Here is a 20231-nt window from a genome sequence, read left to right as displayed (position 1 = left end):
GTCGGAGCCTCCGAGCACAATGAACCCATGGACCTGCAGCGGCTGCGTGCCCATCGACTCCGTTCGCATCGCCTGACGGCGCCGGCGGCGACGGTGGCGGATGCCGCGGCCCACATGCTCGCGGTGCAGGCGCAGGACTTCTGGGGTGGGCGCTGGGCCCTGGCATCCCGCACCCGAGGCGAGACCACGGTGCGCGACATCGACGCGGCCTTCGACGACGGCACGCTCGTGCGCTCGTGGACCATGCGGGGCACGCTGCACCTGATCCCGTCAGCCGACCTGCGCGGGGTGCTCGCTGCGACGGGCGAGCGGCAATGGCGGCAGGCCGGAACGGTGCGGCGCACGATCGGGCTCGGCGACTCCGAGATCGGACGTGCCGAGACTCTGCTGCGCGCCGCGCTCGCCGGCGGCGGGCGCCTCACGCGTGTCGAGGCGTTCGATCTGCTCGCGGCAGCCGGCCTCGACCCGGGCGGCGGGCGCGGACTGCAGGTGTTGTACGCGCTGTCGGTGCGGGGCGTGCTGGTGCAGGGGCCGGTCGTGCATCGCGAGACAGGGCTCACGCGCGAGCAGTACCTCATGCTGGCGGAGGAGTGGGTGCCGGATGTCCCGGCCCCCGCAGACCCCGTCACCGAGCTGTTCGTCCGCTATCTCGTCGGGCACGGTCCGGCCCGGGCCGATGACTTCGCGTGGTGGGCGGGTCTGCCGGTGACCGTGGCGCGCCAGGCCGTCGCGTGCGCCGACCCGCGCGTGCACGAGATCGAGGAGGGGCTGTTCGCGGCGATCGAGCAGCCGCGGCGGTCATCCGGCGCCGCGCTGGTGCTCGCGCTGCCCACCTATGAGGAGTACGTGATCTCGTACGCCGACCGGTCGGCGGCCGGCCCCGACGACGTGCTGCGCACCGTGATGGCGGGCGGCAACGGCATGGTGCGCCCGGTGATCCTGGCAGACGGCGAGGTCGTGGGGACGTGGAGTCATTCGCGCGCGGTGGGCCGGCACCTCGAGGCACCGGTCGCCGAGCTGTTCGACGGGCGCGGGCCCGCGGCATCCACCCTCACGGCGGCGCTCGATCGCTACGCCCGCTTCATCGCGGGGTGAAAAGGTGTCACATTTGTCAGAAATGGTAGAATCAAGAGATGAAGGTGATCAGCATCGCGGAGTTGCGGCATGATCCGAATCCCGCGCTTGACGCGGTCGCCGGCGGTGACGAGTTCGTCATCACTCGCTACCGGCGCGAGGTCGCCCGCCTGGTGCCGCTCGTGCGCCGCGCCCCTGTCAGCGGCGCCGCGCTCGCTGCGGCGACGCGCAGCATCGTCGCGGACGGCGAGTGGGGAGATGACCTGGCCGCCCTGCGTCGCGCCGTCGGCGAGCAGTTCGACGACCCGTTCGCGCCGACAGCATGACTTCGGCGCTGCTCGACACCTCGGTCCTGATCGCGCTGGTCACGCCCGACGAGGTCCCGCCCGAGCTCGATGACATCGAGGACACCCGCGTGAGCAGCCTGTCCTGGGTTGAGATCACGGTGGGACTGCACACGGTGAATGATCTGCCGCGCTTCCGCCGACGTCAGGCGGCCTCCGATGTGCTCCGCCGCACGTTGGGTGCCGGCATCCCGTTCGATGACGGGTGCGAAGCCGCCTACGCCGCCATCCTCGACCGCGTCTCGGCACGAGGCGGCTCACCGAAGGCGCACGTCTTCGACCGCATGATCGCGGCGACGGCGGCCGCGCACAGACTTCCGCTCATCACGAGAAATGCCGCAGATCTGCGTGGTCTGGAGGGGATCGTCGAACTGCTCGAGCGCTGAGAGTACGCGGGCCGCCGCCCCTACTCGCCGGCGTGCCGGTCGAGGAACGCGTAGACCTCGCCGTCGTCGACGCCGGGGAAGGCTCCGCTCGGCAGCGGCGAGAACATCTGCATGTGCACGCGGGCGCTCGGCCAGGCTTTGCCCTCCCACCGCTCGGTGAGTGTGGGGTCGGGGCGATGGCAGCACGACTCGTCGGGGCACGTCGAGGTCGCGCGCTGCGGCGTCTCGCGACCGCGGAACCACTTCGCGTCGTCGAACGGCACGCCCACCGTGATGGAGAACTCGCCCTCGGCGGTCGCCCCGGTCTGCGTCGCGCACCAGAAGGTGCCGGCCGGCGTGTCGGTGTACTGGTAGTGCTCGGTGGTGCGGTTCTGCTCGGCGAACGCCGATCGCGCCGAGAACTTGCGGCAGACGACCTGGCCCTCGACGGCACCGGTGACGTCCGCCGGCAGGGGCAGCTCGTCGTTTTCGTACACGCGCGAGATGGCGCCCGACCCGTCCACGCGGAGGAAGTGCAACGGGATGCCGAGATGCTGGGTCAGCAGGTTCGTCATCCGCATCCCGGCTGCCTCATGCGTGACGCCGAACGCGTCGCGGAAGTCCTCGACGGCGAGGTTGCGATCTTTCTTCGCCTGCTGCAGGAACGCCACCGCGGCCGTCTCGGGCATGAGCGCGCACGCCGCGTAGTAATTGATCTCGAGCCGCTGCCGCAGGAAGTCGGCGTAGTCGGAGGGCGGTTTGTGCCCGAGCAGCCGGTGCGCCATCGCCTGCAGCGCCATCGAGCGCAGGCCGTGGCCGCCGGGGATGGATGCCGGGGGCAGGTAGATCCGCCCGTTCTCGAGGTCGGTCACCGAGCGCGCCGAGTGCGGCAGATCGTTGACGTAGATGAGCTCGAAGCCGAGCTGCTCGGCCATGATGCTCACCGTGCGGTGGGTCAGGGCGCCGGTGCCGTGCCCGGCGGCCTTCAGCTGCTTCTCGGCGAGCTTCTCGATGTCGGGCAGGTAGTTGTTGCGGGCGCGCATGCGCAGCCGCAGCTCGGTGTTGGCGCGCCGGGCCTCTTCGGGGGTCGCGATCGCCTCGCGCTCGCGACGCTGCAGCTCGCGGTGCAGCCCGAGGATGGACTCGAGCGTCTCGTCGCTCACGCCCTTGCTGGCCTTGACCGGCGGAATGCCGAGCCGTTGGAACACCGTCGTCGACTGCGCACGGTCGAGCTCGATCTCCAGCGCCGCGCGGCGGTTCGGCGGCTCGGCTGAGAGCAGGTCGGTGACATCGGTGCCGGTGACCTTCGCGATCTGCTGCAGCAGAGAGAGCTTGGGCTCGCGCTTCCCGTTCTCGATGAGGCTGAGGTGGCTGCCGGCCACGCCGACCTGGGCGCCCAGCTCGTCGAGCGTGAGTCCGGTCTTGAGGCGGTGGTGGCGGATGCGGTGACCCAGGGTCGCGAGTTCGACGGTCGAAGCCATTCCTTGATCATATCGAAAGAAGTGTGATTCTTTGCAGTGGTTTCGGCGGAAAGAGTGGGAAGAGTCTTGTGAGAGTGGATGACAGAGACGATCTGATCGCCGCGCGACGACACCGAGGTTCGCGCGACGAGCCCATGACAGACCGATAGGGAGCAGCCATGGCACTTGCCGAGTCCTTCACCCGCACGACGCCGGTCGGCGTCCGTCCGCTTCGCGAACTGCGCGAGTTCGGCGCACGCCCTGACGTCGAGGGCCCCGGCATGCAGGCCCTGATTGAGTGGGTCGATGAGATCGCCGCGCTCACCCAGCCCGACCGCATCCACTGGATCGACGGCTCCCGCGCCGAGAACGACGCGATCCTGCGCGAGATGGTCGACGAGGGCAAGATCATCAAGCTCAATCCCGAGTGGCGTCCGGGCTCGTACCTGGCCCGCTCCGACCCGAAGGACGTCGCCCGCACCGAGGCGCGCACCTTCATCTGCTCGGCGAAGGAGATCGACGCCGGCCCCACGAACAACTGGGCCGATCCCGACGAGATGCGCGCCACGCTGAACGGCGTGTTCGAGGGCTCGATGCGCGGTCGCACGATGTACGTCATCCCGTTCTCGATGGGCGCGGTCGGCGGGCCCCTGTCGCACATCGGCGTCCAGGTCACCGACAGCGCCTACGCCGTGGCATCCATCGGCATCATGACCCGGGTCGGCGAGAGCGTCACCCGGCTGATCGCCGAGGGTTCCCCGTGGGTGAAGACGGTGCACTCGGTCGGGGCGCCGCTCGCTCCCGGCGAGAAGGACGTCGTCTGGCCGTGCAGTGACGAGAAGTACATCGTCCACTTCCCCGACACGCTCGAGGTCTACTCGTACGGCTCGGGCTACGGCGGCAACGCGATCCTCGCCAAGAAGTGCTTCGCGCTGCGCATCGCGTCGGTCATCGGTCGCGACGAGGGATGGCTCGCCGAGCACATGCTGCTCATCCGCGTGATCTCGCCCGAGGGCAAGAAGTACCACCTGGCGGCCGCGTTCCCGTCGGCCTGCGGCAAGACGAACCTCGCCATGCTGCGTCCCACGATCCCCGGCTGGCGGGTCGAGACCCTCGGCGACGACATCGCCTGGCTGCGTCCGGGTGAGGACGGGCGCCTGTGGGCCATCAACCCCGAGGCGGGCTTCTTCGGCGTCGCGCCGGGGACCGGCGAGTCGACCAACGTCACCGCGGTCGAGACGCTGTGGGGCAACACGATCTTCACGAACGTCGCGCTGCGCCCCGACGGCGATGTGTGGTGGGAGGGCCTGACCGACGAGATCCCCGAGGGGCTGACCGACTGGGAGGGCAACCACTGGACGCCGCAGTCGGGCAAGCCGGCCGCGCACCCGAACTCGCGCTTCACGGTCAGCGCCGCGCAGTGCCCGCAGATCGCGGACGACTGGGAAGAGGCGGTGCCGCTGGACGCGATCCTGTTCGGCGGACGCCGTGCGACCAACGTGCCGCTCGTGGTCGAGGCCACCGACTGGACGCACGGGGTCTTCCTCGGATCGAACATCTCGAGCGAGCGCACCGCCGCCGCCGAGGGCACGGTCGGCGAGCTGCGCCGCGACCCGTTCGCGATGCTGCCCTTCTGCGGATACAACATGGCCGACTACTTCGGCCACTGGCTCAAGGTCGGCCAGAAGATGCGCTTCGACAAGGCGCCGCGCATCTTCCAGGTCAACTGGTTCCGCAAGGGTGCCGACGGGCGCTTCCTGTGGCCGGGCTTCGGCGACAACTCGCGTGTCATCGAGTGGATCGCCCGCCGCGTCGACGGCGAGGTCTCGGCCGTCGAGAGCCCGATCGGCCGTCTGCCCCAGGTGTCGGACCTCGACCTCGACGGGCTCGACGTCAGCGACGAGGACCTCGCCGAGCTGTTCGCCGTCGACCCCGCCACCTGGACGCAGGAGGCCGACCTCACCGAGGAGTTCTACGCGACCTTCGGCGGACGCGTCCCCGCGCCGCTGCAGGCAGAGCTGTCGGCGCTGCGCTACCGCCTCAAGCAGGCCGAACAGGCCTGAGCCGCGGGCCCGGCGCTTGCGCCGGTGCCCTGAGCTGCGGGCCCGGCGCTTGCGCCGGTGCCCTGAGCATCCCGTCTGATCCGGCGGGCCGCGACCTCTTCCGCGGCCCGCCGGTTCTGCGTCTGCGGGGATGGGGGATGCCGCGGCATCCCGTTCCGACGTCCACGCGCGCCGTCTGCTGCCGTGTCCGGCCGCTCTTCGTCACGCGAGAACACGTCCGTGCACGCCGCGACGCTCGAGAACCGTGCAGAGGTGTGTTCTCGCGGTGCCGGGCCCGGCGCCGACCCGCTACACGAGCAGCTGGTGCTTGGCCAGATCGCGGTAGAGCGGCGTCGACTCGACGAGCTCGGAGTGCGTGCCCTCGCCGATGACACGGCCGTGGTCCATCACGACGATGTGGTCGGAGTCGACGACCGTCGACAGGCGGTGCGCGATCACGATGAGCGTGCGGCCGGTCGCGACGGCGTCGATCGCCTCGCGCATGCGCTGCTCGTTCAGGCCGTCGAGCGACGAGGTCGACTCGTCCAGGAGCAGGATCGGGGGAGCCGCCAGCAGCGCCCGCGCGATCGCGAGGCGCTGGCGCTCGCCGCCCGAGAGCATGACGCCCGCCTCGCCGACCGGCGCGTCGACGCCCAGCGCGCTGCGGCCGAGCACCTCGCCGAGGTTGACGGCCTCGAGCACGCGCCGGCACTCGTCGTCGGACGCCTCGGGCGAGGCCAGGCGCAGGTTGTCGGCGATCGTGCCCGCGAGGGTCGGGGCGTCCTGCTCGACGTAGCCGAGCTGCGCACGCAGCGCGGTGCGCTCGAGCGTGCGCACGTCCTGTCCGCCCAGCAGGATCGCCCCGGCCGTCGGATCGTAGAAGCGCTCGATGAGCGCGAGGGTCGTCGACTTGCCGGCACCTGACGGCCCGACGAGGGCCACGCGCGCGCCGCGCGGCACCGAGAACGACACCCCGTGCAGCACCTCGCCGTCGGGCGTCTCATCGGCCTCGTCGAGGCCCGACGTGTCGACGCGCGCCGACTCGAGAAGCGCGAGCGCCTCCGACTCCTTCTTGCGCCGCGACTCGACGACGGCGGCAGGGTAGGCGAAGTGGACATCGCGGAACTCGATGGCGGGGGTGGATGCCGCGGCCCGCTGACGCTCGCTCAGCGCAGGTGCCGCGACCCGGGCCGCGATCTCGGCGTCGTCAGCGGTCTCGGTGGGAAGGTCGAGCACCTCCTGGATGCGGCCGAGGGCGCCCAGCGCCTGGTTGACCGACATGATCGCGCCGAAGAAGGTGCCCAGCGGCTGGATGAGGATGAACAGGAACATCACGAACGTCACGAGCGACGCGATAGTGATGTCGCCGTGTGCGACGCGGAACCCGCCCACGCCCAGCACGACCAGCAGTGACACCTGCAGGGCGATGCCGGCGATCGGCACGACGAGCGCGGACGCCTTGGCGACCCGGACCCCGACGTCGTACGTCTGGGAGGCCACCGCGGTGATCGACTCCTCTTCGCGCTCGGCGGCTCCCGACGCGCGGATCGTGCGGATCGACCCAACGGCGCGCTCGACGCCCGACGACAGCTCGCCCACCTTCTCCTGCTGCACGCGGGTGTGCTTGCGGATCTGGCCCGACAGGCCGCCGACCACGGCGACCGAGGCGCCGATCACGACGAGGATCAGCGCGAGCAGCAGCGGGTCGATGATCGCCATGGCGATCATCGCGCCGACGAAGATGAGGGCGTTGCCGACGGCATCCGCCAGTCCCTGGGTCAGCACCGCGTACAGCAGGGTCGTGTCGGTGCCGACGCGCGAGACGAGGTCGCCGGTGCGCCGCGCATCGAACTCGCTGATCGGCAGGTGCAGGATGCGGGCGATCAGCCGACGGCGGCTCGAGTAGACGACCGCAGTGCCGGTGCGCTGCAGCAGATAGTGCTGGTAGCCGGACAGGATCGACGAGACGACGACCAAGGCCACCAGCATCCACACCAGCGTCCCCAGCGCATCGCCGGCCTGCACGCGCGCGATCACCTGGCCGACCACGAGCGGCTGGCCGAGGCTGGCGGCCGCGCCCAGGATGCTGAGGATGATCACGACGGTGATCACGCCGCGATGCTCGAAGATGTAGGGCAGCAGCTGACGCAGGCTCGCGCGCGGGCCGTCGTCCTTGGAACGACGGAACGGCGAGCGGCGTGCGGGGGCGGATGTCGACATGCGGGGTGTCTCCTCGGGGTGAGGGCGCGACGGAAGCGGGCGAGTGCCGCTTATCATCTTCGTCCGTATTTCTTATGGACGGCCTGACGTGTCACGCCCAGGGCGTCGGCGATGGCGACCCATGAGTACCCCTGCGCGCGGGCGCGCCGCACCTGCTCGGCCTCGAAGCGCGCGATCTCGGCGCGTGCGGCCTGCAGCTTGCGCAACGCAGACAGCGGCTCGCCGCCGTCGTCGGTGCCCAGCGCCGTGGGGTTCTGGTCGCTCATGACGTCAACCTTAGTTGACAGTCTGACGCGTGTCAACCTGGGTTGACGTGCGTGCTGTTTCTCGGTGAGAGAACAACTGACGGACGAAAGGTAGGGAAATAACCGCTCTTTCGTCCGTCAGTTGTACTCTCACCGTTTTGCGCGGGGCGCGGAGAGGGGATGCCGCGGCTCAGTGCCCCATCGCGGCGAGGGCGTCGGCGTCGAGGAAGGCGATCGAGCGCGTGTCCTGGAAGTCACGCACCCCCTCGATGCCCTGCTCGCGGCCGAAGCCCGATCCCTTCATGCCGCCGAACGGTGCGCGCAGGTCGAGGCGGGTGGCGCCGTGGTCGTTGACCCAGACGTATCCGCACACCAGCTGCGAGCCGACGCGGTGCGCGGCCTCGGTCGACGCCGTCCAGACCGAGCCGCACAGCCCCGCCCAGGTGTCGTTGGCCAGGCGCACCGCCTCGTCTTCGTCGTCGAACGGGATGATCGGGACGACGGGGCCGAACTGCTCCTGCGTCACGACGCGCAGCGACAGGTCGGGGTCGACGACGAGGGCCGGGCGCACGAAGTTGCCGCCGGCCAGGTCGCCCGCCGGGAGGGTGCCGAACTCGCGCACGTCGGCGCCGGCATCCTTCGCCTCCTGGATGATCTCGTCCACGAACGCCTTCTGCGCCGCGGAGTTCAGCGGCCCCATGGTCGTGCCCTCGTCGAGCCCGTATCCGAGAACCGCCTTCTCGAGGCGCGCGGAGAGCCCCGCGACGACCTCGTCGAGGCGCGAGCGGTGCACGAACACGCGCTTCGCGTTCATGCAGATCTGCCCGGTGGTGTCGAACACGGCCGCGTACAGCCGGTCGAGGTGCTCGTCATCCACGATCGCGTCGTCAAGGAACACGGCCGGGTCGTTGCCGCCCAGTTCGAGCGTCACACGGGTGAGGGTGGTCGCGCCCATCTGCATCATGCGCTTGCCGCCGTTGACGCTGCCGGTGAACGAGACCTTCGCGACGTCGGGGTTCTGGATGAGCCCCGACATGTTCTCGTCCGTGCCGCTCACGACGTTCAGCACCCCCGCGGGCAGCTTCTCGGCGACGCGCTGCACGACGCGGGTGATGGCCAGCGGCGTGGTCGGCGGCGCCTTCACGATCACCGTGTTCCCGGCCAGGAGCGCGTAGGGGAGCGACGCTCCGAGGATGGCGATCGGCCAGTTGAACGGGACGATGATCGACACCACGCCCAGCGGCTGGTGGGCGACCTCGGTGTTCACCGGGATCGCACCCGGGATGGCCGGCAGCGTGGTCGTGGCCTCGACCTGGTCGGCCACCTGCAGGGCGAGGTTCCAGCGCAGCTCGAAGACGAGGGCGTCCACCCAGGCCTCGAGGCGGATCTTGCCGTTCTCCTGCGACAGGATCGCGGCATCCGCGTCGCGATCGTCGGCGACGCCTGCGATCGCCTCGGCCATCGCAGCCGCCCGGCCCGACGCGCCCAGCGCTGCCCACGCCGGGTATGCGCCCTTCGCCGCGGCCACGGCATCGGCGATGTCGCCCGGCGAGGCGGATGCGGCCTCGCCGACGATCACCCCCGGCTTGCCGGGGTCGGCGACCGACAGCACCGCGTCGGTGAATCGCTCCTGCCCGCCGATGTAGAGTCCTGTCCGCACCGTGGCGGACGTCGTGGTCTGAGACATCCTTCGCCTCCGAACTCAACGGCGTCCCGCGCTCGGGGTGGCGGGGTGCGCCGCGGTGCATGATGGCACCGATGGCTTCAGCGTGCCCCACCCGGCGGTGGGATGCAAGACTGCGGTTGGATGCAAGACTGCCGACAAAATCATCACGAATCTCGTCGCCAACCGGCCGTGGGAGGTATTGTGCGAGAAGGGCCGGATGACGGCCTGAAACGGGATGCCGCGACCGCGGCGTCCACCAGGGAGGCGGAGTGTCCACGACGATCGCGACGGAGCAGGCAGTCGGGCCCGACCTCACGCAGCGGTTGCGCGAGGCCATCCAGAGCGCCGAGTTCGCGCCCCATCAGCGCCTCATCGAGGCCGACCTCAGCGAGCGGTACGGGGCATCGCGGGCGTCGGTGCGCACCGCCCTGCTGAACCTCACCAACGAGGGTCTTGTCGAGCGCCTGCCCAACCGCGGCGCACGCGTGCGGGCGATCACGGTCGACGAGGCGGTCGAGATCGTCGAGGTGCGCATGGAGCTCGAGTCCCTCGTCGCGCGCAAGGCCGCCGAGAAGGCCACGGCGAAGGACGAGAAGGCGCTGCGCACGCTGCGCGACCGCATCGAGACGGCGGCCGCCTCGGGCGACCTCGTCGAGTACTCGCGGGTGAACCAGGAGCTCGACCACCGCCTGCGCGAGATCAGCGACCACGCGACCGCGACGCAGCTGCTCGAGCGGCTGCGGGCCCAGTCGGCCCGTCACCAGTTCCGCCTGGCGTTCGTGCCGGGCCGGGCCGCGACATCCGCCCCCGAGCACATCGCGATCATCGACGCGATCCTCGCGCACGACCCGCAGGCCGCCGAGAAGGCCACGCGCGCGCATCTGGCCGGCATCGCCGACCTGCTCCGCTCGATGGACTGACCGCGCCCGGGTTGTCCGCGCCGCCGGTCCGTCCCCCGCGGCCCGCCCCGTCTCCTATGACAAATTCACATGAGTCTGTCGAACGCACATCATTCCGCCGGAGGTTTGATGTGCACGGGACAGTTTCATGTGAATTTGCCCGGGGTGGGGCAGGGGCGCCCGCAGAACGCCGCGCGCGCAGAACGCTGCGCTCGCAGAACGCCGCGCTCGCCGCACGCAGAGGGCCCGGCCCGCGCGACGCGCCGGACCGGGCCCCCGGACACCGAGCTCAGCCGATCTTGTCGACCGTGTCGTAGCCCTTGCCGTTGAACTTCTGGATGACCACGCTCGAGACCGCCGGCTGGTCGCCGGTCGTCGTGTCGACCGAGGTGCCGTCGAGCATGAACGGCGCCGTGAAGTCGGAGATCGACCGCAGTGCCGTCATGAAGTCGTCGCGGGTGGGCGACGTCATCTTCTGGAAGGCCTGATCGAGCACCGCACCCACCTGGTAGCTCCACACGCAGTGCGGGAACGCCGGGGTGTCCTTGTAGTCCGCGTACTCCTTCAGGTCGGACAGGAACTGCGCGCCCTCGTCGGTCGTGGCGAACGTCGGTGACGACGCCGACTGCGCGAACGACACCGAGTACACGCCCGGGTAGGCGTCGGCCTTGCCCGGCTCGAGGATCGCCGAGGGGCTCGACGTGTTCGAGGGCAGGAACCAGCTGGGCTTCCAGTTCAGCTGCTGCGCCTTCTGCAGGGCCGCGATCGCGAGCGGCGTGATCGACATGGCGTTGAAGATCACGTCGGCCTTCGTGGAGGCGAGCTCGGTGATCTGCGCGTCCACCGAGGTGTCGGTGGCCTCGTAGGTCAGCTCCTTGACGACCGTGATGTTCGAGGCGCCCTCGATGCCGGCCTTGAAGCCCGAGACGTAGCCCTCGCCGTAGTCGTCGTTCTGCGACAGGATGACGACCTTGTGGTCAGAGCCCGACGCGGCCAGCATCTTGCCGAACGCCTCGCCCTCGTTCATGTACGTGGGAACGAAGCCGAGCTGCCAGGGGCTCTGGCTCTTGTCGCTGAACGTCGGGTCGCCGGTCATCACGAGCACCTGCGGCACCTTGTCGGCGATGGCGGCCTCACGCCACGCGAGGTTCGTCGGCGTGCCCAGGCCCGCCGTCATGGCGAAGACGCTGCCCTTGAGCTGGTCGTAGTTCGCCTTGGCCTTCTGCGGGTCGTACGCGTCGTCGAGCGCCTTGATCTCGACCTTGCGCGTCTTGCCGTCGCCGAACTTCACGCCGCCGTCCGCATTCTTCGCGCCGAAGTACGCGGTGATGCCGGCGACGGTGCAGGTGCCGGGGCCGGCGGTCGCGCCGCTCAGCGGTGTGGTGATGCCCAGGGTGATCGTCGTGTCGGTGATGCCGGGGCTGGATGCCGCGGCCCCGCCGTCTCCGTTGTCGCTGCTGCCGCCACGGGAGCAACCCGCGAGGGCGAGCGCGAGAACGGAGGCCATGGCGACGATGCCCGCGGCCTTCCGGGTTGTTCTGCGCATGTTCATGCGTGACCTTGCCTCTCTGTTGGGATTCCCTCCGTCGCGGCGGCCGGGTCCGGTTCCGCGATCGGAGTGGTCTGCGGGGTGCGCCCGTGGTCGTCGCCGCTGCGGCGGCGGGCCAGGCGCGTGAGCACACGGGGGAGCGAGACGAGCCCGCCCGGCAGCACGAACAGCACGATGAGCAGGATCGCGCCCTGCAGCAGCGCCGTCGAGTTCGGGTCGACGATGTTCGTCAGCTGCGGCACCAGCACGTAGTAGGCGCCGCCCAGAAGCGACCCGACGATGCTCGCGGCTCCGCCGATGACCATCGCCGCCAGGAGCGAGATCGAGTGGGCGAAGCTCAGCGTCTCGGGGGAGGTGTACTGGATGACCACCATGTAGAGGAAGCCGGCGACGCCGCCGATGAGCGATGCCACGGTGAAGGCGATGACCTTGTACCAGTAGGGGGAGATCCCCATGGAGGATGCCACGGCCTCATTGCCCTTCACGATGGCGAAGGCGCGCCCGTACCGGCCGTGCACGAGGTTGCGGGTGAGCAGGAACACGATGGCGGTGACGAGGATGACGATGTACAGCTGCCACTGATCGTCGTACAGGCCGCTCCAGTCGGGCGCGTCGGAGAACTGCGCCGACAGACCCTGCGAGCCGCCGGTGACATCGCCCAGGCGCTTGGCCAGCGGCACGCCGACGATCGGCAGTGCGATGGTGACCATCGCGATGGCGAGGCCCCCGAGCCGCGCGGCGGCCAGCGCGATCAGCAGACCGACGACGGCGGGGCCGACGAACGCGAGGATGAACACGACGATGATGTTCCAGTCGTGTGTGACCCCGTAGGCGGTGATGTAGGCGCCGAGCCCGACGAAGAAGATCTGGCCGAGCGAGACCTGGCCGGTGTAGCCCATCACGACGTTCAGTCCCAGGACGGCCACGGCGAACACCCCGATGCGGGCGATCGTCTGGTTGGCGAACTCGGGCAGGATCAGCGGCAGCACGATGAGCGCGATGACCACCACGGCGATCGCGACCCAGCGCACCCATGTGCGGCGGAAGAACGAGGTCTCGGACATCAGACGCGCACCACCGACTTCCGGCCGAACAGGCCCTGGGGTCGCACGATGAGCACGACGAAGATGAGGAGGAACGGCACGGCGACCTTGAGGTCGTAGCCGATGAACGGCACGTACACGGCCGCGAGGTTCTCGAGCACGCCGATCAGCCACGCGGCGACGACCACCCCGATCGGACTGGAGATGCCACCCAGGATCACAGCGGCCAGCGCGTAGACCAGCGCCGTGTCCATCATCCCGGGCGTCAGGCTCAGCTGCGGGGCGACAAGGGCTCCGGCGACGGCGCCGAGCACCGCGGCCAGGCCCCAGCCGACCATCAGCAGGCGCCCGACCGGCAGGCCCGAGAATGAGGCCGACTGCGGGTTCACGGCCACCGCGCGCAGGGCGAGACCGAGCTTCGTACCGAGGAACAGTGCCTGCAGCAGCACCATCATCACGACGATCACGACGATCGTGCCGAGCGAGCGCACGCTGATGCTGGCGCCCGCGAACTGGATCGTGTTCAGCGAGAACAGCGATGCGAACTGCTGGTTGTTGTACGTCCACAGCCAGCCGCACAGCCCGGTGATCAGAGTGAGCAGGCCGATCGTGACCACGACGGCGGTGTCGGGGTCGCCCCGCTCGAAGCGGCGCATGAGGTAGCGCTCGATCACGGCGCCCAGCACGAACGACACCACGACCGTGATGAGGATCGCGAGGATCAGCGGCACGCCGAGGCCCGTGAGCCACCAGGCGATGTAGGCGGAGAGCACCGCCATGCCGCCCTGCGCGAAGTTGACGAGGCCGGTGGCCTGGTTCACCAGCACGATGGCCAGGGCCAGCGCGGCGTAGATGGAGCCGGTCGACAGTCCGTCGACGACGAGTTGGATGAACGTCCCCACGGATCAGCCTCCCAGGTATGCGCGTCGGATCTCGTCCATGCCCTTGAGCTCGGCGGTGCTGCCCGACAGGGCGTTGCGCCCCGTCTCGAGCACGGTCGCCGAGTCGACGAGGGTGAAGGCGAGGTTGGCGTTCTGCTCGACGACGACCATGGCGATGCCCGACTCGCGGCGCAGCCGCCCGATCGCCTCGTACACGGTCTTCGCCGTTCCCGGGGCGAGCCCCAGCGATGCCTCGTCGAGCAGCATGAGGCGGGGGGCGGCCATGATCGCGCGGCCCACCGCGAGCATCTGCTGCTCGCCGCCCGACAGCGCCGAGGCGTTGGAGCGGATGCGGTCCTGCAGCTGCGGGAACAGGTCGAGGCAGTAGTCGATGTCGCGGGCGACCGCCTTGTGGTCCTTGCGCAGATAGGCGCCCACCCGCAGGTTCTCGCGCACGGTGAGGTCGCCGAGCGTGCCGCGGCCCTCGGGTACGTGTGCGATGCCCAGGCTCGCGACCTTCTCGGGCTTCAGACCCCGGATGCTGCGCCCCTCGAACGTGATCTTCCCGGTCGCTCGCACGGTGCCGCTGATCGAGCGCAGTGTCGTGGTCTTGCCGGCGCCGTTCGCGCCGAGGATGCCGACGGCACCGCCCTCGGGGACCGTGAGCGACACCCCGTCCAGCACCTGGACCGGCCCGTAGAAGGCCCGCACGTCTTCGAGCTCAAGCAGCATCCGCGGCATCCTTCCCGATGTAGGCCTCGATGACCCGCGGATCGGACTGCGCCTGCGCGGCAGTGCCCTCCATGAGCTTGCGCCCGTGGTCAAGCACGACGACGCGGTCGGTGAGGGCGGCGATCAGCCCCATGTGGTGCTCGACGATGACGACGGTGATGTCGTCCTCGTCGCGGATGCGGCGCACCGTTGCGATGAGCTGCTCGACCTCGGAGTGCGGCAGGCCCGCCGCCGGCTCGTCGAGCAGCAGCAGGGTCGGGCGCATGAGCAGCGCGCGGCACAGCTCGATGCCCTTGTGCAGGCCGTGCGAGAGCTCGTCGGCGCGCACGTCGGCCGCCCAGCCCAGTCCGTTGCGCTCGAGCAGCTCGCGCGCCTCGTCGCGCAGCTCGCGCTCGGCGCGGGCGGTGTGCGGCAGGTGCAGCGCCCATTCGAGCGGACCGCCGGGCAGCCTGCTGTGCGCGCCGAGCATGACGTTCTGCAGCACGGTCTGATTCAGCTGCAGGGCGGGATGCTGGAACGTCCGGGCGAGCCCGTGCCGGGCCAGGGTCGCGGGTCGGGAGCCGCGCACCTCATCGCCGTCGATCGTGATCGACCCGCCGCTGGGGCGGTAGTGCCCGCTGATGCAGTTGAACAGCGAGGTCTTGCCGGCGCCGTTGGGGCCGACCAGTCCGAAGATCTGCCCGGGCTCCACGTCGAAACCGACCTTGTCGAGCACGGAGACGCCGCCGAAGTGCAGGGACACGTCCCCCAGGGTCAGTCGAGTTCCCATCGCCCGCCTTTCCGATTCGTCGCTTCGTCGCAGACGCACACGCGTCCTTGGATAGGGACGCTACGGATTCGCGCTCAGATTGTCAACGATTTTGGATTCATCCTGGCGTGTCTTTATCCAACCGTTGCGTGCGACCCATTCCACCGAAGGGATCGGGATGCCGCACCGGGGCATTCCGTTGAACGGAAGACCTCGATCCGCGGCATCCGCCCGCGCCTAATCTGCCTGCGATACCGACGATGGAGGTCGATGATGACAACCGAATCACTCGCCCAGGCGATCGAGCGCGCGGGCGGTGCCGTGCCGCTGCTGCGCGACCAGGACTGGCCGGCGTTCACGTTCCCGGTCGCGCCCGAGTTCACGAACTGGCGCGACGAGCAGCGCGCGTGGAACACCACCGTCGCGCTGATGGACCAGTCGCACCACATGACGCAGCTGTTCCTGCACGGCGCCGATCTCATCCCGATGCTCTCGACGATCTCGCCGAACACCTTCGGCACGTTCCGTGCGGGCGTGGCAAAGCAGCTCATCTCCGTCAACGAGAGCGGCCACCTCATCGGCGACGGCATCCTCTTCTACAACCACGACGGCGCCGAGGGCCTCGTGCTCATCGGCCATCACCTGCTCATCGACTGGGTGCGGTTCACCGCCGAGAAGGCCGAGGCGGCGGGCAAGGACGTGCACCACCGGCTCGAGGGCAACTCGAACATGCGCTCCGGTCCGCCCACGTTCTATCGGTACGAGCTGCAGGGGCCGCGCGCCGACGAGGTGATGGAGAAGGTCTTCGGCGGTCCCGCCCCCGACATCCGGTTCTTCCACATCGGCGACGTCGAGATCGCCGGCCGTCCGGTCAAGGCGCTGCGGCACGGCATGGCCGGCCAGCCGGGGTTCGAGTTCTACGGGCCGTGGGAGGACGGCGACACCGTCCTCGAGGCGCTGATGGACGCGGGGGCCGCCTACGACATCCGCCGGGTGGGTGCCAAGGCGTACTCGGCCTCGCCGCTGGAGTCGGGCTGGGTGCCCACGCCGTTCCCCGCGATCTTCGACGACGACTTCGCCGAGTACCGCGAGTGGCTGCCCGCCGCCCGGGCGGGCTCGATCGGCGGATCGTTGTACTCCGAAGACGTCCACGACTACTACATGACCCCCTACGACATCGGCCTGGGCAAGTCGGTGCGCTTCGACCACGACTTCCACGGCCGCGCCGCCCTCGAGAAGCACGCCGAAGACCAGCGGCGGCACAAGGTCACGCTGATCTGGGACTCCGACGACGTCGCCGCCGTCGTGCGCTCGCAGCTCGAGCCGGGGATCCCGGCGAAGTTCCTCGAGTTCCCCAAGGCGCGGTACGGGCTGTTCCAGATGGACGAGGTCGTCCTCGACGGCGAACGGGTCGGGATTTCGACGGATGCCGGCTACGTCGCCTTCGACCAGCTGTACATGTCGCTGGCGACGCTGGATGCCGGCATCCCCGACGGCACGGTGGTGGAAGTGGTCTGGGGTGAGGATCCGATCTCGCACAAGCCGCAGGCCGATCAGCACCACCGGCAGGTGCGCATCCGCGCGACCGTGGCGCCCGCGCCGTACCACGAGTACGCGCGCACGGTGTACCGCGCGAACCGGTGAGCGGCGGAACGGTCCGGGGGTGTTCGGGACGGGTTAGCCTTGCGGTCAGGAGGGCGGCATGGCTCGGGCATCCGGCGGCGAATCGGCACTGCGCAAGCACCTGCGCGTGCTCGACGCATTCGACGCGTTCCATCCCTATCTGACGCTGGCGCGCATCGCCGAGATCGCGGGGATGGCGCCCTCGACCGCGCACCGGCTCGTGGCGCAGCTGGAGGCGGAGGGACTGCTCGAGCGCATGCCCGACCGGTCGTACCGGCTCGGCGTGCGCCTCTGGGAGTTCGCAGCCCGCACGCCGAGCGCGCTCGGGCTGCGAGAGCTCGCCCGCCCGTGGATGAGCGGCCTGCACGCGCGCATCCGCCAGCACACCCAGCTGGCGGTGCGCAGCGGACGCGACGTGCTGTTCATCGAGAGGATGTCGACCCCCGACGCCGTCGTGAACGCCACGCTCATCGGGGGCCGCACGCCGCTGCCGGTCTCGTCGAGCGGCCTCGTGCTGCTCGCGCATGCCGACGAGGCCGTCGTCGACGAGGTCATCGCCGCCGGCTGGCCGCGGTTCACGGAGCGCACCCTCCGCGACGGCGCGGCCCTGCGCGAGCGGCTGCGCCACGTGCGCGCGCAGGGATTCGCCGATCTGCCGGGGCACATCCACGACGACTCCCGCGGCATCGCGGTGCCGGTGCGCGGACCGCACGACGCCGTGCATGCGGCCCTGGGCGTGGTGGTCCGCAACGATGCCGCGCCGGTGCAGCCGATCGTCGAGCTGCTGACCGTGGCCGCCGCCGGCATCTCTCGGGCGCTGCAGGACGCGTACCTGCCGGACCAGGGCGCCGAGCATCACCGCGGCGGCCCGCTGATGAGCGGATCACGGGCGTCGCTGGACTACTTCGCCGGGCGCGACGAGCACGATCCCGTCGTGGCCTAGGGTGATCACGTCATGTCGACCATCGCCGTTCTGGGCCTCGGGGAGGCCGGCCGCATCTACGCCCGCGGGCTGATCGACGCCGGCGTGCGGGTGCGCGGCTACGACCAGTCCGCACATCTCACCCTGCCCGGCATCGACCGGGCGCGGACCGCCGCCGAGGCCGCCGACGGTGCCGAGGTCGTGCTGAGCCTGGTCGGCGCGCACGCCTCCGCCGACATCGCGGCCGCGGCACTGCCCGCGGTGGGCACGGCCGCCGTCTACGCCGACCTGAACACCGCGTCGCCGCGGGTCAAACAGGAGATCGGGGCGCTCGCCGTGACCCAGGGGGTCGCGATGGCGGATGTCGCGGTCCTGGCGCCCGTGCCGCGCGCCGGCATCCGCACCCCGCTGCTGGCCAGCGGGCCCGGTGCCGAGACGCTGGCCGACCGCCTGCGACCGCTCGACGTGCCGATCGTGCCGATGCATGCCGCCGTCGGCGAGGCGGCCCGGCTGAAGCTGCTGCGCAGCGTCTTCATGAAGGGGTTGGCGGCCCTCGTCGTGGAGGGCACGACGGCGGCCCGCGCGGTGGGCGCCGAGGACTGGCTGCGGGCGCAGATCGCCGGCGAGCTGGGACCCGACGGCGACGCCCTCATCGACCGGCTCATCGACGGCACGTATCGCCACGCGCACCGCCGGCGCGACGAGGTGGCCGATGCGCTGGCGATGCTGGAGGGCGACGGCGACCCCGCCGACATGACGAGGGCGACGCTGTCGTGGTTCGAGCGCATCATCGATGACGAGGGGGATGCCGCGGCATCCCCTCGCTGAACCGGGCGGCGCCCGCCGGGTCATGCGCCGCGCGCGACCTCGTCCCGCAGCGCGGCCATGTCGACCTTGCCGGTGGGCGTGCGATCGAGCGAGGCGCGGAAGAGGATCCGTCGCGGTCGCTTGTAGCCGGCCAGCCGCTCGTCGACGAAGGCGCGCAGCTCGTCGGCGGTGACCTCGCCGGCCCGTTCCACGACCGCGGCGACGGCCTCGCCGAACCGCGGATCGGGCACCCCCAGCACGACGGCGTCGGCGACGGCGGGATGCTCGAGAAGCGCCTCCTCGACCTCGAGCGGGTAGACCTTCTCGCCGCCCGTGTTGATGACGCCGCTGCCGCGCCCGAGGAACTCGATGTGCCGGTCGTCCTCCACGCGCACCCAGTCGCCCGGCATCACATGGCGTACGCCGTCGATGACCGGGAACGTGGCCGCCGTCTTCTCGGGGTCGCCGTGGTAGCCCAGCGGAAGGGCGCCGCGCTGGGCGAGGATACCGAGCGCTCCCGGGTGATCCTGGACCTCGTGCCGGCCGGCGTCGAGCACGACCGCCGAGGGGAACAGCCGCGGTCGGCCAGGCAGGTCGCCCGCCCCGGTCGTCGTGGTCGCCGCGTACACGCCGCCCTCGGTCGAGGCGAGCATGTCGATGATCGTCATGTCGCCGAGTGCGTGCAGGCCCCGCTTCGTCTCCGGACTGAAGCGCATCCCCGAGCTGATCACGGTCCGCACGGCCGGCAGCCGGATGCCGTGCCGCTCCGCGGCCTCCACGAGCGGCACGGCGACCCCGTCGCCGGCCACGACGATCCGGGTGGCGGATGCCGCGGCCGCGAACGCGACGGCAGCATCGGGGTCGAAGCGGGGAGACGAGGTGACCAGCACCGTGCCGCCCAGCGTGAGCGTGTTCATCGAGGTCGTCAGCGCGGTGCCGTGCAGAAGCGGCGCGAGCGGCAGCGTGATCACGGGCGGGTGCGACGGGTCGGCGGCGATGCGCACCGCCTCGTCGATCGTGCGCGGCCAGTCGGCGCCGATCACCGAGTAGGTGGGGGCCATCTGCGCCTCGAACAGTTCCTGCTCGTCCCAGCGCACCGCCTTGGGGCGGCCGGTCGTCCCTCCCGTGTACAGCCACAGCTCCGCGTCGTCGGGCGGGTGCGGCAGGGCGGCGGCGACGGCCGTCGCACCGGCCCACGAGGGCTCGGCGACGCCCGCATCGGGGATCCACACCACCGTCGCCCCGGCGGCGGCCGCGGCATCCCGTGCCGTCTCGGTCAGCGAGGTGGGAGCCAGCAGCACGCGGGCACCCGCATCGTCGAGGAGCGCCGCCACCTCGTGCGCGCGCAGCCGGTAGTTCAGCGGAACGGGCACGATGCCGGCGGAGAGGCACGCGAACACCGCGATGAGGAACTCCGGCCGGTTGTGCAGCAGCAGCGCGAGGCGATCGCCGGGGCGCAGGCCCCGGTCGGCGAGCCCGGCGGCGAGGGCGCCTGCGTCGTGCGCGAGACGCTCGTAGGTCCAGCTGCCGCCGTCGATCGACCGGATCGCCTCGCGGTCGGGCACGGCGGCGGCCACCGCACGCCAGAGGTCGGCGTAGTGTGCGCGCATC

The 20231-nt window shown here is 70.5% G+C and carries 18 protein-coding genes; 8 read left to right on the top strand and 10 right to left on the bottom strand.

Annotated elements, in window-relative coordinates; genetic code table 11:
* The first annotated feature begins 27 nt into the window (after nt 1-27).
* Genes ABMQ42_RS05585 through ABMQ42_RS05575 form a run of 3 tightly spaced genes read left to right on the top strand, consistent with a single transcriptional unit; the run spans nt 28 to nt 1804 of the window.
* Entirely contained in the window at nt 28-1095 is a 1068-nt protein-coding gene (locus tag ABMQ42_RS05585; RefSeq protein WP_349721864.1) for a winged helix DNA-binding domain-containing protein, read from the top strand.
* A 38-nt stretch (nt 1096-1133) separates the two neighbouring features.
* Nucleotides 1134-1400, top strand: coding sequence for a type II toxin-antitoxin system Phd/YefM family antitoxin (locus ABMQ42_RS05580; protein ID WP_349721863.1), 267 nt, complete (start codon nt 1134-1136; stop codon nt 1398-1400).
* Nucleotides 1397-1804 (top strand): PIN domain-containing protein, encoded by a 408-nt coding sequence (locus tag ABMQ42_RS05575; protein ID WP_349721862.1) that lies wholly within the window; start codon nt 1397-1399, stop codon nt 1802-1804. Before ABMQ42_RS05580 ends, ABMQ42_RS05575 begins: the two co-directional genes overlap by 4 nt.
* A gap of 20 nt (nt 1805-1824) precedes the next feature.
* Here the strand turns inward: ABMQ42_RS05575 and ABMQ42_RS05570 are convergent, their stop codons facing one another.
* Entirely contained in the window at nt 1825-3264 is a 1440-nt protein-coding gene (locus ABMQ42_RS05570; protein ID WP_349721861.1) for a helix-turn-helix domain-containing protein, read from the bottom strand.
* A gap of 158 nt (nt 3265-3422) precedes the next feature.
* Here ABMQ42_RS05570 and ABMQ42_RS05565 point away from each other — a divergent pair, with 158 nt between their 5' ends.
* Complete coding sequence (locus ABMQ42_RS05565) at nt 3423-5306, top strand: phosphoenolpyruvate carboxykinase (GTP) (RefSeq protein WP_349721860.1); 1884 nt, start codon at nt 3423-3425, stop codon at nt 5304-5306.
* Between the two features lie 288 nt (nt 5307-5594).
* Here the strand turns inward: ABMQ42_RS05565 and ABMQ42_RS05560 are convergent, their stop codons facing one another.
* The 3 genes from ABMQ42_RS05560 to ABMQ42_RS05550 form a co-directional block, all read right to left on the bottom strand.
* Complete coding sequence (locus ABMQ42_RS05560; protein ID WP_349721859.1) at nt 5595-7505, bottom strand: ABC transporter ATP-binding protein; 1911 nt, start codon at nt 7503-7505, stop codon at nt 5595-5597.
* A 53-nt stretch (nt 7506-7558) separates the two neighbouring features.
* Nucleotides 7559-7771, bottom strand: a complete 213-nt coding sequence (locus tag ABMQ42_RS05555) for an AsnC family protein (protein ID WP_349721858.1) — start codon at nt 7769-7771, stop codon at nt 7559-7561.
* 169 nt (nt 7772-7940) lie between these two features.
* Entirely contained in the window at nt 7941-9437 is a 1497-nt protein-coding gene (locus ABMQ42_RS05550; RefSeq protein WP_349721857.1) for an aldehyde dehydrogenase family protein, read from the bottom strand.
* Between the two features lie 248 nt (nt 9438-9685).
* On the opposite strand from ABMQ42_RS05550, the gene ABMQ42_RS05545 reads away from it, so the two are divergent.
* On the top strand, nt 9686-10336 hold the full coding sequence (locus tag ABMQ42_RS05545) for a GntR family transcriptional regulator (RefSeq protein ID WP_349721856.1): 651 nt from the start codon (nt 9686-9688) through the stop codon (nt 10334-10336).
* Nucleotides 10337-10604: 268 nt separating this feature from the next.
* Here the strand turns inward: ABMQ42_RS05545 and ABMQ42_RS05540 are convergent, their stop codons facing one another.
* Genes ABMQ42_RS05540 through ABMQ42_RS05520 form a run of 5 tightly spaced genes read right to left on the bottom strand, consistent with a single transcriptional unit; the run spans nt 10605 to nt 15262 of the window.
* Nucleotides 10605-11861: an ABC transporter substrate-binding protein gene (locus ABMQ42_RS05540; RefSeq protein ID WP_349721855.1), complete on the bottom strand. Its 1257-nt coding sequence runs from the start codon at nt 11859-11861 to the stop codon at nt 10605-10607.
* Nucleotides 11862-11863: 2 nt separating this feature from the next.
* On the bottom strand, nt 11864-12928 hold the full coding sequence (locus ABMQ42_RS05535) for a branched-chain amino acid ABC transporter permease (RefSeq protein ID WP_349721854.1): 1065 nt from the start codon (nt 12926-12928) through the stop codon (nt 11864-11866).
* Nucleotides 12928-13809: a branched-chain amino acid ABC transporter permease gene (locus ABMQ42_RS05530; RefSeq protein ID WP_349721853.1), complete on the bottom strand. Its 882-nt coding sequence runs from the start codon at nt 13807-13809 to the stop codon at nt 12928-12930. Before ABMQ42_RS05530 ends, ABMQ42_RS05535 begins: the two co-directional genes overlap by 1 nt.
* Before the next feature lie 3 nt (nt 13810-13812).
* The gene (locus ABMQ42_RS05525) at nt 13813-14520 is read right to left on the bottom strand and encodes an ABC transporter ATP-binding protein (RefSeq protein WP_349721852.1); all 708 of its coding nucleotides are present in this window, start codon (nt 14518-14520) and stop codon (nt 13813-13815) included.
* Nucleotides 14510-15262: an ABC transporter ATP-binding protein gene (locus ABMQ42_RS05520; RefSeq protein ID WP_349721851.1), complete on the bottom strand. Its 753-nt coding sequence runs from the start codon at nt 15260-15262 to the stop codon at nt 14510-14512. The genes ABMQ42_RS05525 and ABMQ42_RS05520 overlap by 11 nt, the downstream gene beginning before the upstream one ends.
* A 279-nt stretch (nt 15263-15541) precedes the next feature.
* Between ABMQ42_RS05520 and ABMQ42_RS05515 the strand changes: the two genes are divergently transcribed.
* The 3 genes from ABMQ42_RS05515 to ABMQ42_RS05505 are packed head-to-tail and all read left to right on the top strand — an operon-like array spanning nt 15542 to nt 18641.
* Complete coding sequence (locus ABMQ42_RS05515) at nt 15542-16912, top strand: aminomethyl transferase family protein (RefSeq protein WP_349721850.1); 1371 nt, start codon at nt 15542-15544, stop codon at nt 16910-16912.
* Between the two features lie 58 nt (nt 16913-16970).
* Nucleotides 16971-17834 (top strand): IclR family transcriptional regulator, encoded by an 864-nt coding sequence (locus tag ABMQ42_RS05510; protein WP_349721849.1) that lies wholly within the window; start codon nt 16971-16973, stop codon nt 17832-17834.
* Nucleotides 17835-17846: 12 nt separating this feature from the next.
* Nucleotides 17847-18641 (top strand): NAD(P)-dependent oxidoreductase, encoded by a 795-nt coding sequence (locus tag ABMQ42_RS05505; protein ID WP_349721848.1) that lies wholly within the window; start codon nt 17847-17849, stop codon nt 18639-18641.
* Between the two features lie 20 nt (nt 18642-18661).
* Here ABMQ42_RS05505 and ABMQ42_RS05500 read toward each other — a convergent pair whose 3' ends face one another.
* A complete protein-coding gene (locus tag ABMQ42_RS05500; protein ID WP_349721847.1) occupies nt 18662-20230 on the bottom strand; it encodes an AMP-binding protein in 1569 nt (522 codons plus the stop codon).
* Nucleotide 20231 lies beyond the last annotated feature (1 nt).

The sequence above is a fragment of the Microbacterium sp. KR10-403 genome, from assembly GCF_040196215.1.
GTDB lineage: Bacteria > Actinomycetota > Actinomycetes > Actinomycetales > Microbacteriaceae > Microbacterium.
Note: the sequence above shows the minus strand (reverse complement) of the source record. Positions and strands in the feature narration are given on the sequence as shown.